Below are 13964 nucleotides of genomic sequence, written 5' to 3'. Positions count from 1 at the left end.
TTGACTATTATTATCTTAAAGGAGTTTGTATAAATTGGAAATAGTTTGTTTGTTGCATCTTACAGCATGGATTAGACAACACTTTGTGCTAATTTGTAAGCAACCCAGTGTTTCGGGAAGCATAGGCAAGCTAGGCTTGCTTATTTCCTTCGAATCGACTTGATGAGGGGACGATTCCAGCACATAAGCACTTGTTGTGGCCTTGCTGCCTCAGGAACCACTAACACAGGCAGAATAAGCAATTCTGGATTGCTTATGACTAATGGCTTAGATCAATCCCTCCATTTAGCGAAAAAAGAAGAAGACCGCCCTTCTCCTCCTGGAGAGCGCGGTCTTTTCATTAGCCCTTTCATTTTACACCTTAACAGGCATCAACACTTCATCATCGTGATCCGTTTTCTTACGCGTTAGGAAGTACACGCCGATCAGAATCAATGCAGCGACCAAGTAGATACTCAAGTAGCCGACTTGATGCCACATTTCGGGATATTGCCCGCTGGAAATGACATAGCGGAAGCCTTGAATCGCATAGGTCATCGGCAGCCAAGGGTGAATCGCTTGTGCCCAATCTGGCAGCAACTCCAGCGGATACGTGCCAGCGCTGGAAGCGAGCTGGAGGATCATCAGCAGGAGCACGACGAAACGACCTGGCTGATCCAGCCATGTGACGAACATTTGGATGATCAGCATGAAGGTTAGGCCGACGACGAAGGTAAAGAGATAGAACAAGGGCACGCTCTGCACGTGCAGTCCCAACATGTAAACGAGCACAGTCGTTGCGATCAATGCTTGGAATGTGCTCATCAGACCGAAGGTCAATAGCTTGCTCATGAGCAAGCGAGGCCCTGTTGCACCTGCAACAGTGGTGCTTCTAGCGGCGTAGATCGTCGTGAACACGAGAGACCCGGCAAATAGGGCCATTGAGATGAAATATGGCGCAATCCCGTTCGCATAGATCGCCACCTTGCGGTCGTCGTTGGCGGTGATTTTGACGGGCTCGGCGAGCATGCGGATCGTCTGCTCGTCGGCTTTGACGGCGGCCGTCTGCTTCGCCGCCTCGTTCAATTTCGACGCGAGCTGGGCGCTGCCGTCGACGAGCTTAGGCGCGCCGTCATCCAGCGCGGCCGCCCCATCCCGCAGCTGCGCGGCGCCGCTAGTTGCCTGGCTCACCCCAGCGCTGAACTGGCCCAGGCCGTTCGCGAGATCGCTCGCGCCCGTGCCCAGCTGCGCGGCGCCGCTTTGCAGCTTGTTGCCGCCGTCTGTAAGCTGCGGCAACTTCGCATTCACCGCGTGCAAGCCGTCGGCGACTTGCCCCTGCCCTGCCAGCAATTGCGCCGCGCCTGCGGCCAATTGCTGCTGCCCGTCGCGGAGCCCATTCGCGCCTGCGACGAGCTTTTGCGTGCCAGCGTTCAGCGACTGGCTGCCAGCAAGCAGCTGCTGCTGGGCCGCGTGCAGCTGTTTGTTTCCTGCGGCCACTTCTTTACTGGCCGCCAGAAGCTCTTTCACCGTCGCGTTCGACGCCAGATCGGGCTGCGCCTTCACTAAAGCTTCAAGCCCAGCGGCGACTTGCGCGGAGCCGGTTTCCAGCCGCTCACTAGCGCTGACAGCGGAGGTCAGTCCGTCTACGAGCTGTTTGCTGCCCGTGGAAGAGGAGGCAAGGCCGGAGGCCAATTGCTCCGCGCCTGTTTGGGAGGCTTGCAGTCCTGCTGCTAGGGAGGACGTGCCCGCTAAAGCTTGCTGAGCACCTTGCTCCAGCTTCGCGCCCGCCTCTTGCAATTGGCTGGCTCCGCTTGAGAGCGATGCCGCGCCTTTGCTAAGCTCCTGGGCACCCGTGCTGAGCTGATTTGCGCCATTTTGCAATAAACCAGCATTGTCTTCTAATTTCTTCGTGCCGTCTGCCAGAGTGACCAGATTCGTCTTGACCTTGTGAATCCCGTCGCTCAACGTTTGCGCTCCAGCATTGAGATCGGAGGCGCCTTTGCCAGCTTCGCTCAGCCCGTTTGAAATTGTTTCAAACTCCGAAAGAATGCTCGTGGAGTAAGCCTCGGTCAGGGTTTTGGACAGCTTATTCTTCAGCTCTTTTGTTGCGCTTTCCCCGATTTGCCCGGCAACGAAGTTGTAAAAGCTGTTGGATTCGAAAATAAGCTCCGCCTGCTTCGGACTGCTGCTCGTAATCGATGCGGCATCGGCCGAGAAGGAAGCGGGAACCGTAATCGTTGCGTAATAACGGTTATTTCGCATGCCTTGTGCGGCTTCTTCCGCACTCATGAAGCCCCAGGCGAAGTTTTGATTTTTGTGCAGCTCATCGATAAAATCATTGCCGATATTGCGCGTTTCCCCTTGGAACTCGGCGCCTTGATCTTGATTGACTACGGCGATTGGCAGCTTTTCCAGCTGACCGTAAGGGTCCCAGGTTCCTTTTATCAAGAAGCCGCTATAGAGTATGGGCACCAAAGCCACGGCTACAAACGTGATGACCAGCATTGGACTTTTGATGAAGCGGCGAAACTCGCCGTTGAATACGTGGAGCAGATTGTTTTTTTTCAAATGGAAAACCCCTTTGCATAATGCTAAACGTTCCTATCGATTACTGTATAATACAATGTTCCCATGATAAAATATATTTAAGTTTAATTTACCATACTAAACAAAAAGTTAAGGATGATCCCATTTGAACATAATCCAATTTCAATATTTCGTTGAGGCTGCGGAGTCGGGCTCGTTTACCGAAACTGCCAAAAAGAACAGCGTCACCGTACCCGCGATTAGTCAATCGATCAGTCAACTGGAGCAGGAGCTGGGTGCAACCCTGTTTACCCGTTCGAAAAAAGGCATTGTGCTGACACCCGATGGGGTGAAGGCCATGAAGTATGCACGAACGATTTTAACCAATGTCCGCAATATGAGAAATGAGCTCGGCTACACCGCCGGCATCAACACAGGAAATATCGTGATCGCGACCATACCTGGGATGGTTTCTTTAGTGACGAAAACGACCATTGCCTTCATGCGGATTTACCCTCATCTTAATGTTCAACTTTTGGAAGAAGATAATACAGCCGTGATGAATCAAGTCATGAAAGGGGAGGCCAACATGGGGTTCGTCTCGCTGGCGCGGGACAATTTGGACGAGGCGTTCACGTGGGAGCCTGTGATCAGAGGGGAGGCCGTCATTGTGGTAAACAAGCATTCGCCGCTGCGATTTCTTCCGAGCATAACGGGGCCTGAGTTGCAGGAAGAAGTATTCGTCATCTACAAAGATGCGTATATCGAACGGATCACCGGAGAGTTGATCTCGGGAGAGAATGGCAACCGAATTGCTTTGACCACCAACAATCTCGAAGCGATCATGCAAATGGTCATTCGCGGCAATGCCATCACAATCGGTACGGATTACATTGTTAACGCATTGCCAGAACGATATAGGAACGAGCTCGTTGCCATCCCCATCGATAAATATCGCAAATCCCCCAATTATTTATGGCGAGTCACGAAAAAGGACGTGGAGGTATCCGCGGTTATCAAGGAGTTTACGCAGCAGTTGTTTGCGAATTTGGAGTAAACAAAACCCCCTTTCGGCAACGAAAGAGGGTTTACACATACGCAGCAGCTTACACGTGCAACGACTTCGAAGTACTCCGCGTTCTTCTGCGAATGAGCATCTCGGCCACGAGTAAATTCGGTATCCAAGCGATCCACGCGATGACACCGAAAGTATCGTTCGTATCGGTTAACCCGAAGAGTACAGCCGCTAATGGTGTATAAATGCGAAGGGTAATCGCCGCGCAGGTGAGCGCGTAATTTCGCATCATTCATTGTCCGTGCGTGCGCGGATCGCGCTCGACAATGATGCTTTTTAGGCCATGGTACAGGGTGAACAGCCACATGAGAGCTAGTGCCACAAAACCCATTTGCGCGCTGCGCTGTGACAAGTGCGTTAGGCCAAATCCAGCTCCAAAACGACGGGACAATGATCGCTCCCCAAAATATCGCAAGCAATGGAAGCTTCTGTGATGTTCGGCGCTAAGCGCTCTGAAGCCAGGAAGTAATCAATCCGCCATCCAACATTCCGCGCGCGCACGCCTGGCATATTGGACCACCATGAATACACGTCCGTTCGCTCGGGATAAAGGTGTCGAAACGTATCCACGAAGCCTTCTGCCAGCAGGTCAGTCATTTTGCCGCGTTCCTCGGCGGTGAAGCCGGAGTTGCCGTGGTTGCCTTTGGCGTTTTTGATGTCAATTTCGTTGTGGGCCACGTTCAAATCCCCGCACACCAGAACAGGTTTGACCGCATCGAGTTTAACGAGATAGTCGCGGAACCGATCCTCCCACTCAAGCCGATACGGCAGTCTGGACAAATCACGTTTCGCATTCGGCGTGTACACCGTCACCAAATAGAAGTTCTCGAATTCCAATGTCAAAATGCGGCCCTCTGGCTCGGCATCCTCCTCGATCCCATAACGAACCGAAAGTGGCGCCACTTTCGAGAAAACCGCCGTACCCGAATACCCCTTCTTCTCCGCGTAATTCCAAAATTGTTGATACCCCTTGCCGAGCTCGAGGTCAATCTGCCCCTCTTGCAATTTCGTCTCCTGCAAGCAGAAAAGATCCGCATCCACTTCCTTGAAATAGTCGATAAACCCTTTATTCACGCAGGCTCTTAAGCCGTTCACATTCCATGATACGAGTTTCATTGTTGGCACTCCTTTATAGAATCTAAGAAACAGTGTACCACAGGTTTGTGTATGGCACGCCACTTCCCTACACATGAGTTACCATACATGCATAACACCACCTTGCGCACCGAGCATTGAGTATCGTCTATTGACGACTTCTCAGCGGCCAGAATGCGGGTGCACCTACCGCTCATATCGTGCCCCCACCCCGACCAGCGCCCCCCACCCCGACCAGCGCCCCACACCTTACCCCGCCATTGGACGAATCCAGTAGAATCGCTTTTTCAGGCTCCCCTTACAGCATTTCATTGGATAAATCCACTCCACAGCCCAAGATTAGCCCATTTTAGCCCTGTATTGAGCAACTCCACTGTATTCGTCCAATGAAAACGCCAAGACAGCTCCGAAGACGGTCATTCTAATGGATAAGTCCAATGGGGGAAAGGGGGCGGCAGTGGGGAGTGCAGAAATGTTGAGTGAGCAAGGCAAGACTAGCTCTTTAAACGGTACAGTAGCAAAGGCGGGCGGTGTAGATGTGAAATCCAAAGCATCTATCACATCCCCTCACAAATGCGCCATTGAAACATCCTTCAGCTCGTAGTAACGTACATCTTTCCCCCGCACGATCGGCATCAGGAAACCCTTCTCCACCAAACCTTGCAGCCGTTTGCGCGCGGTCCGAAAATCAACGCCGAGCCCATCGGTGATATCTTTGGGCCTTACACGACTGCCTAGCTGCCAGGCTATTTTCAAGACCTCTTTTTCCATCAACGAGGAGAACGTTGTCGCTTTGGGCCGAATCATTCTCGGACCGATCACCATCTGCAACAGCATCCGACAGACATCTGGGCGATGTTGAATATCGTCGAACGAGAAATGAATCATGGTCCAGCCTATGCCGGTGAGGAACGTATCTCTATTCAGCGCATAGTTGAATTTCTCGCGATCCATGTCTTTGACATGACTCTGATAGCCATCGCATTCAATGCCGAAACGTCCAAACGGAGTGATATAGGCAAAGTCAATGAATTGTGATTTTCGATTCCAATCGTACACCTCGTACTCTGGGTGCAAGTCTTCAAACTGTTGAAACAATGGGAACCAGACTTGTTGAAGAAATAGTTTTTCCGCATACTGATGCCCGCGCAGCAGCCGTCCTTTTCTTTCACCAAGACGTCGTGCGGCATGATTCTCCATAAAAGCTTGGTGCGCTGATTCAAAATCCATAGAATGCATCTCCCATTCTGCTTAAAATAAAAAACGCCCTCCCGCCAATCGGCGAAAGGACGTTCCTCGTCTCCAATCCAGTATAGCAAATCCCCCAATATAAGAAAATATTACACGCTCTCATCAAGATTATTGATTATATTTCTCTCTCAGCGAATGATATACTCTACTTATCCAAGTGACAAAGTCGGAATTTATGAAGTAGAAAGCGAGGCCCCCATCATGTCGAAAATCTACAATAACCTCACCGAGCTCATCGGTAACACGCCGCTGCTGGAGCTCTGGAATTTCAATACCAGACAAGGTGCGGAGGCGCGAATTGTGGCGAAGCTGGAGTACATGAATCCGGCTGGCAGCGTGAAAGATCGTATCGGCTACGCAATGTTAAAGGAAGCGGAGCGGGCAGGAAAAATCAACGCCAACACCGTCATCATTGAACCGACCAGCGGCAATACGGGCATCGGACTTGCGCTTGCCGCGGCGGCTATGGGCTATCGGCTGATTATTATCATGCCGGATTCCTTCAGTGAGGAGCGACGCAAAATCGTAAAGGCGCTGGGCGCCGAGCTCATTCTTACACCTGCGGCTGAAGGCATGCAAGGGGCGATTCGCAAAGCGGAACAGTTGGCAAAGGAACTTCCAAACGCGTACATTCCGCAGCAGTTTTGCAATCCGGCCAACCCCGATGCTCACCGCACGACGACCGCGGAAGAGATCTGGCGGGATACGGAGGGGGCCGTTGATATTTTCGTTGCGGGCGTAGGCTCGGGCGGCACGATTACAGGTGTTGGCGAGATTCTGAAAGCGCGCAATCCCCATGTGCAAATTGTCGCTGTGGAGCCTGCCGATTCCCCAGTGCTATCGGGGGGCATACGCGGTATGCACCTCATTCAAGGTATCGGTGCAGGCTTCGTGCCAGACAATTTCAATCGCGCTATCGTGGACGAAATCCTCACGGTAAGCAGTCAACATGCAATGACGACAGCCCGCCAATTGGCCAAATCGGAAGGCCTTCTCGTCGGTATTTCATCAGGGGCAGCGGCCTATGCTGCACTCGAACTGGCCAAACGTCCCGAGAATAAGGGGAAGACGATCGTTGTGATTTTGCCTGATACGGGTGAACGTTACTTGACCTCGGCCCTGTATAATGAATAGCATCCCATTGACCGTAAAAGGCAGCGAAACGAGGGTCACAGCAGCGTCAAAAGCTGCCATTGATGAGGCGAAAGCGAAAGAACTTCTCGCTCAATTCAAAGGTCAAAACGCAGCGAAAGTCGTCACAGTATCCGTAGGGATCTCCGAAATTCTGGCTGAACTTGGCGTGATGCCAGTGGGTGTCGGCATCAAGCTGTACACAGCTGGCGGACCTAATGGTCCGAAGGTGGAGCCTTCCTTCACCAATTTGCAAGAATTGGTTGATGATCTGACCGCTTCCAATAACCACCTTGTTGAAGCGATGCTTGTGCTTCCGGCAGAGGTGTGGAACGTGCCGGTCGAATCCCCGATAGGACCTTCCACACCGCTGGAAGCGGTCGGTCGACTGATGTATCATGGGCATTCATTCGGGTCAACAGTAGAATAAGGAAAGGAGCTCAGCAGATAAACTGTTGGGCTCCTTTTTTTCAATCCTCAAGTCTGCTTTTGTGATTAACATGCTACTCAGTAGAGGCGTATTCCGTAAAAATAATTTCAAAATCGGGCACCGCTTCTTCCATCTCGGTGTATTTCAAGGTCCCTTCTGTCGTAGCGGTATACGTTAGAACAACAGGGAGCTTTGAGCTTTTGCCGAAGGAGAAGTCAAAACTATTACCGTTAGCACTAGTACCTAGTCGGATAAGATAACCCAATGCGTTACGTGCGGACATCGATTTGGATGAGCTTCCTGTTATGTCTTGATCAAATTCAACATAATAAGTGTCTACACTTTCTGTCGTTGTTACATAATAAACGCTCAATATACGCATGCCGTTAATAATTCGAGCAATTGTATCTTCCGCCAGTACATTGCCGTGCGCGGTGTAGGCAAGCTCCAACTTAGCAACCAGATCAGAATAATTTAGCTCAGAGATATTTGGCAGATGGCCTGCTGCAAACAAAGGTATATCCTCAGTGTTCAGCGTATGAAGCGAGATCTTCTGCTCAATCAGCGCAGCTTGTCTATTGACTGAAACATTCGTTGCAATTGGGATATCCGTGTACCCGACTTTTACGTTTAGTGAATCGATAACAAGAGGGCTTGTGAGAGCTGATTCGAGCACCTCAAAACTGTATTCGCCACCTCCAAGATGCTGGAAGTTTTTGATCGGGTATGCGTCGCGTAGATCCTGTGGTACCCCGCTAATGACTGCTGTAACATCTTGTGAAGTCAGGCTAGCGATATCTTCTCCCCCTGCATTGCCAACCCTGAATGTGACAACAACATTACCAGTCTCATTGTTTACATGCTGACTTACCATTTGAGTCGCATAGGAGCGCAGATCTGGGTTCATCATGCGGAAGCTAGGCACATTAGAAGAAAGATTCATTAATTGCGTTCGGCTGAGCGGCTTGCGCTCTTGCTCAAACGTTTCTAAAATAACCTGTTTGACATATGTGATATTCGTTTCATCCACATAAAATGCGCCGGCATCAGACAAAGACGCTACATTTAACTCGTCCCAAGCTGCAGGATTGTTTAAGGCTTGGTTGAGCGTTGCCGTATCCTTGTACTCGATCATGATATTGTATAATTGTTCAGAAACCTGCTTGAGAGATGCCTCTGTGAATGTCATCCTATTAGCCTGAATTGCCCACTTATACGTAGTAAAGGCACTCTCATCAATGGAGCTAAGACATGCGTATTCAAATTGTTCTAAGGTCAGGTCTGTCGTACCCTCACTTGTGGCATAATCCTGCACGGCTTGCAACGCGGCGTACCAACCTGCAGCTTCTAGTTCATTGGAAACAAGACTAGCTAGTTGCGCTTTAGTAAACGGTTGGTGCTCTTGCAAAAACCTGCTTAAAATAACCTGTTTTAGATACGTAATATTGATATCGTCCACATTAGTTGCGCCAGCATAAGCGAAGGACTCTTTATCTAACTCGTACCAAGTTGTAGGATTTTCTCCAAGGTAATCGAAGAGGGCTTGGTTGATAGCTGTAGTATCCTTGTACTCGTAAATAATATCCCGTAATAGACTAGAAATTCCAGCGATGTCTAATCCGACGAATTCCGAACCTTTGGCCCGAATGATCTCTTTATACGTGTTAAAGGCACTCTCATCTATGGATGCCAAATACGCATTCTCTAACTCTTTCAACGTGAGTTCTGTCGTCACTGCATTTGTTGCATACTCCTTAACAGCAAGCAACGCAGCTTGCCAATCCACGGCCTCTAGTTCAAGTGACTTGCTCACGCCTGACATCGGATTTGTCGCTGTAACTGTAAAATGCCCAAGACCTGTAACGTTAAGGTGGCCTTGTCCATCCACAGTTGCATTGACACTACCACTAGGTACGACGCTCCAAACAATGTCCTTATTTGTTGCTTCCGAAGGTCCAATCGTGAGTTGAAGAGCAATACCGTCATTGGTTGCAATGCGAGTAGCGTTGCCAATTAGACTCAGATCTATCGATGTAATCAAGATCGCATAAGGATCAGGAGTCGTTATGGATAAATCCCCAAGCTCCAAGTTCGTTCCATGCAGGGAGAACTCCGAAAGTGTATAACTAGCCGCGTCTGCGCTGCCTTCAAACACGAATTGATAGCTATCAATCTCATCATTGTACAAGAAGAATGGGAACTTATCTGTATTGCTCAAATTTGTCTCTTCACCGTTAACTTTAATTGTGAAATCGTTCGCCTCATAGTCTTTCAACGAAACTTCGTTGCTGTTTTGAAGATTAAAGCTGACGATTACTCGTTTTGAACCGAGTTCTTGCTTAACAGGATCTCCCCTCCAATGAGAAAGCTGAGGCGATGGCACTGTATCATGGATAGCCGTCTGCATAGCTGCTTTGGTCAAAAGTTTTCTATCGCCTCTCTCGAAAGCGAGTTCCATCAGATGTTCAGCCACAGTTAGCTGAGAAGATGAGTGGATACCATCCAGACCATACAGAGTCAGGTAATATTCACCACGCTCTTCAAGCAGTGACCAATCGTAATACCCTTCTATCCCTGATACTAAGATCCGGTTAATTTCAGGCGCTGCATTGGCGGTTTCCACCCCATTTTGCATAACCCCAACGAAATCCTCATTGGTATTGGCTGAAAGCAGAGCGACCTTATTCATGTTCAGTGTGTAACGATACAAGTCGATTTGAGATGCATTTACATCGTTCAGACCGGCGTCTACTAAATTCTCGTAAGTAATCGCGAATGGATCTGGCGTCTCAAGTGCAAGGGTCGAGCGAATATCCGACAAGGCCCCAGATAATGACTTATGAAGTTCGATAGTTTCAGATGGTATGGAGACATTCCCCGATGTGTCAACCGCGTAAAGTAAGTAATTTCCTTGAGAAACAGTAGAGAGATTTAATGAAACAGTTCCACTTGATGAAACAGATTTACTCGCGACTTGGTTAGCGAGAATTTCTAATAACTCCTTCGGTGTCCCTTCCTTTACCAGGTAAAGCGTAGCTGCTTCGTCGACTCTAGCTTGTACTTCTTGCAAATCAAGCTCCAAGTATCCCGTAGAAACGTTAGTCAGTGTTGGAGGTATAGGATCAATCGTTTCACCAGAATCCTTCACATAAATCGATCCGCCTTGGAAGGACGTCCCCGAGTAAAGAGTAAGAGTTGGAACGATATAAATGCGAGATACGTTTGCATCCTCTTGGGCAGCATGGAAAGCATATTCTGAATTGACAAAGGCAATACGATTATTTTCGTCAGTAGTGCTATAGTAACTTCCTGTTCGATGAATAAATCCTACATAATCGGCTAAGCCGTTTACATTTATTTTTTCTAGGAATCCTCTATTCAGCGTGCGTTCAAGATCAGATCGGCTGTTCCCAACATCGGAATACATGTCCAATTCACTCCAACTCACATGCTTATTAGGGTCATATAAGGAAATGGTAATGCTAGGTGCCGTCAGTTGGGTCATCGCAGCGCCACCCATACCTGAGAGATATACTTCTCGGTTGAAATCAAGCGAAGTAGTAAGATGAATATCATTTACTAATAAAATATGCGGCACATCCACATCAGCATATGCGGCTAGGAACTCGGATTCATTGTGAACAGAGACAATCGCTTTGAGATGAAGATCGACATCGTTATAGCCAGGTTGAACAGTCAGATGTCTTGGCGCGATCGCATAACCAGGTTTTTGGATTGTTAGCGTAAAGGTTCCATTGACCGGGAAATTTCCGAAATTAAACCAACCAAGCGCATCGGTCGTCGTTGACGCAACATAATTGTCGTTACTATCAAGCAGGATCACGGTGGTATTGGCTACATGAGCGCCGTCCAATTCGACATATCCATTAACAATCCCCATTGTTCCTGTTGGCTGAAGGTCGATCGGTCCGAGATTATTGGTTCCGCCAGCCGTAACCGTAAACGCTAAAGAAGCGATTTTAGGCAAATAGTTGGCGATGGAAATCGAAGGGATTGTATATCCAGCAGGAAGATTAGAGAACGTGAATGTGCCGTCCGCGTCCGTATATGCCATATAAGAAGTACCCGGAATGGTTACTTGCGTACCTGGAGGGATCGTCTCACCCGTCGTAGAAACCACCTTGCCTTCAACATTCGCCAGTTTACGAACAAGACTGATATTGACTGGCGTATTCCCATTCTGCAAAACCTTCACAGGGACACTTAGTCCCTCATAGTTAGTAGCAGTTACTTCAAGGGTAGAGTCGCCGACCGGCAAAGCTTCAATCGTAAAATACCCAGCAGCATCCGTTGATACCGTGATGTTCGTTCCTTTGACATGGATAGATGCCGGGCTATCGCCATAAGCTAGCTCGACTTTCCCAGGCAGGCTGCGCTTCGCAACGGACATCGTGATCATATGAAGGTCAAGAGTTTCTCCAGCAGATAAGTTGATCCCAAATAGGGGATACGTCTCAAAGCCGTCTTTCATTATCGTGAGAAAACCGTTATTCAGGGACTCATTGCTATTCCCATCAAAACTGAAATTGCCGTACGAATCTGTAAATCGTGAAACACCATTGAAGTTCACGCTGGCTTCTGCAATAGGATCACCGTTTTCATCCGTTAAAGTTCCTTTAATGATCTCTTGAGAAACGGCAACCGCGGAAAGGTTGATCGTACCGATGTCGTACACACTTTCTGAAACCGTTAGACCTAGTAAATGAATCGGCTTGTAACCTTGTATAGTGATGTCCAGATCAGTAACACCCACGGGCACATTGCTAATGGTAAAAAGACCGTTCGCATCTGTCATGGCTCCAAACGTAGTGCCAGTGACACTGACGCGAGCATCGATTAGCGGATGATTATTGTCAGACTTGATTAGACCTGTGATGCTGCTCGTTACCGGCGGCGTTAAGCGGAAGTGAACCTCACCGATACTGTTCACGACATTAGCGGTAACGGTAAAGCTAGTAAATGTCCCTAACAGCTGATAGTTTTCAATTGCGATCGCTTGGATCGTAGATCCTGCAGGCAGATCAAGGAACGTAAATTTGCCATCAACGTCCGTCCGTGCCTCATAATTCGTATCTTGTAGGGTCACTCGTGTACCTTGAGGTACTGGGCCAGCTGCTGTCATGGCGATGCCATCGACGTTGACGAGTATACGCTGAAGACTCACATTCACTGACGCATTTCCGTTAGGTGTAACGGTCACGGGGATGTTTTGTTCCATATAGTTATCAGCTGTTATTTGAAGCGTGTAGTTGCCTACTGGCAAGTTTTGAATTGCAAAATTCCCCGTAGCAGCTGCTTGGACAGTGATATCGGTCCCTTGAATATGTAAGGATACTGGTCCTCCGCCATGAGACAGAGCGACCAGGCCAGAAATACTGCCTTTAGGGCTGACGACTGTCGCAAGTTGGATCGTGCCGATGTCATACACGCTTTCTGTCACGGTTATACCGGATAAGTGAATAGGGGTGTAACCTTGTTTTGTGATGTCCAAATCAGTAACACCGACAGGCATATTGCTAATGGTAAAAAGACCGTTCGCATCCGTCATGGCTGCATATGTAGTGCCGGTGACACTGACGCGAGCATCGATCAGCGGCTGATTATCGTCAGACTTGATCAGACCTGTGATGCTGCTTAAAACAGGCGGTACCGTCACTTTTTCGAGGTGAATCGGTTGCAGGGTTGTTACGTTGTTTGCTGTTACGCTAAATGACTGATAGGACCCAACGTAAGTGTCCTTCGTAACAGTCAAAACCCGATCACCAGTCGGCACATTGCTCAATGTAAAGAACCCAGTTGAATCAGTCAACACGGATAACGCAGGAGTAAGACCCTCAACGCTGACCGTTGCAGCCGTTAACCCAACCTGATCCGGCCCATACACATACCCCGAAACGGAACCGTAGGTTGGAATTTTTCGCAAAATCATGGTTCCTAAATCGCGTGTGCTGCCCGTCAAAATATTAAAAAGATCCGAATTGACATCCGTGTAACCGTCCTTATGAATATGAACCGAAGTCTGGTAAGCCACAGGTACGTTATTGAATTCAAACTGCCCGTTAACATTCGTTAGTATAGTAGTCAGACCATCCAGTGTAATCGAAGCACTGCTAATTGCTTTTCCATTCTCATCCGTGACGAAGCCTGTCACCTTTCCGAGAACGGGTTGAAATCTAAGTGGAGCAACCTGACGTAAAAGCTGCTGAACATCAGACTTCTCATACGTGCTTTTCCCAGTAATCGTTTGCATGGCTTGACTATCTTGAAGAGCTTTCGCCACATCCACAATATCAACGCCTTGATTGTCCTGATCTAGCTTATAGCTCGCAAATGCCGATGTCGGCAAAGTTGTCGCCAATAAACAAACACTTACAAATACTTTTAACCTTCGCATATGTATATCTCTCCTACTTAAGACTGTTTCAATTTGATTATGTAGTACATTAGATATATAAA

The 13964-nt window shown here is 48.6% G+C and carries 8 protein-coding genes; 3 read left to right on the top strand and 5 right to left on the bottom strand.

The features are described from left to right. Positions 1-354 precede the first annotated feature (354 nt). Positions 355-2547, bottom strand: a complete 2193-nt coding sequence (locus MJB10_RS25385; protein WP_314799896.1) for a YhgE/Pip domain-containing protein — start codon at positions 2545-2547, stop codon at positions 355-357. A 124-nt stretch (positions 2548-2671) separates the two neighbouring features. On the opposite strand from MJB10_RS25385, the gene MJB10_RS25380 reads away from it, so the two are divergent. Then, complete coding sequence (locus tag MJB10_RS25380) at positions 2672-3562, top strand: LysR family transcriptional regulator (RefSeq protein ID WP_314799894.1); 891 nt, start codon at positions 2672-2674, stop codon at positions 3560-3562. A gap of 49 nt (positions 3563-3611) precedes the next feature. On the opposite strand, the gene MJB10_RS25375 is transcribed toward MJB10_RS25380, so the two are convergent. The 3 genes from MJB10_RS25375 to MJB10_RS25365 form a co-directional block, all read right to left on the bottom strand. After that, complete coding sequence (locus MJB10_RS25375) at positions 3612-3812, bottom strand: DUF2306 domain-containing protein (protein WP_314799892.1); 201 nt, start codon at positions 3810-3812, stop codon at positions 3612-3614. Positions 3813-3937: 125 nt separating this feature from the next. Beyond that, positions 3938-4696: an exodeoxyribonuclease III gene (locus MJB10_RS25370; RefSeq protein ID WP_314799890.1), complete on the bottom strand. Its 759-nt coding sequence runs from the start codon at positions 4694-4696 to the stop codon at positions 3938-3940. Between the two features lie 546 nt (positions 4697-5242). After that, on the bottom strand, positions 5243-5905 hold the full coding sequence (locus MJB10_RS25365) for a hypothetical protein (RefSeq protein WP_314799888.1): 663 nt from the start codon (positions 5903-5905) through the stop codon (positions 5243-5245). A 222-nt stretch (positions 5906-6127) separates the two neighbouring features. On the opposite strand from MJB10_RS25365, the gene cysK reads away from it, so the two are divergent. Next, a complete protein-coding gene (gene cysK / locus MJB10_RS25360) occupies positions 6128-7060 on the top strand; it encodes a cysteine synthase A (RefSeq protein WP_314799886.1) in 933 nt (310 codons plus the stop codon). Next, positions 7053-7487 (top strand): hypothetical protein, encoded by a 435-nt coding sequence (locus tag MJB10_RS25355; RefSeq protein ID WP_314799884.1) that lies wholly within the window; start codon positions 7053-7055, stop codon positions 7485-7487. The genes cysK and MJB10_RS25355 overlap by 8 nt, the downstream gene beginning before the upstream one ends. Before the next feature lie 73 nt (positions 7488-7560). On the opposite strand, the gene MJB10_RS25350 is transcribed toward MJB10_RS25355, so the two are convergent. Then, positions 7561-13902, bottom strand: a complete 6342-nt coding sequence (locus MJB10_RS25350) for a carboxypeptidase regulatory-like domain-containing protein (protein ID WP_314799881.1) — start codon at positions 13900-13902, stop codon at positions 7561-7563. Positions 13903-13964: the final 62 nt, after the last annotated feature.

Origin of the sequence: Paenibacillus sp. MBLB1832, from assembly GCF_032271945.1 — a bacterium.
GTDB classification, from domain to species: domain Bacteria; phylum Bacillota; class Bacilli; order Paenibacillales; family NBRC-103111; genus Paenibacillus_E; species Paenibacillus_E roseopurpureus.
Note: the sequence above shows the minus strand (reverse complement) of the source record. Positions and strands in the feature narration are given on the sequence as shown.

Excerpts from the sequence above, each read along its gene's own strand:
- MJB10_RS25375 (WP_314799892.1), bottom strand. The coding sequence starts at position 3,812 with ATGATGCGAAATTACGCGCTCACCTGCGCGGCGATTACCCTTCGCATT.
- MJB10_RS25370 (WP_314799890.1), bottom strand. The coding sequence starts at position 4,696 with ATGAAACTCGTATCATGGAATGTGAACGGCTTAAGAGCCTGCGTGAAT.
- MJB10_RS25365 (WP_314799888.1), bottom strand. The coding sequence starts at position 5,905 with ATGGATTTTGAATCAGCGCACCAAGCTTTTATGGAGAATCATGCCGCA.
- cysK (WP_314799886.1), top strand. The coding sequence starts at position 6,128 with ATGTCGAAAATCTACAATAACCTCACCGAGCTCATCGGTAACACGCCG.
- MJB10_RS25355 (WP_314799884.1), top strand. The coding sequence starts at position 7,053 with ATGAATAGCATCCCATTGACCGTAAAAGGCAGCGAAACGAGGGTCACA.
- MJB10_RS25350 (WP_314799881.1), bottom strand. The coding sequence starts at position 13,902 with ATGCGAAGGTTAAAAGTATTTGTAAGTGTTTGTTTATTGGCGACAACT.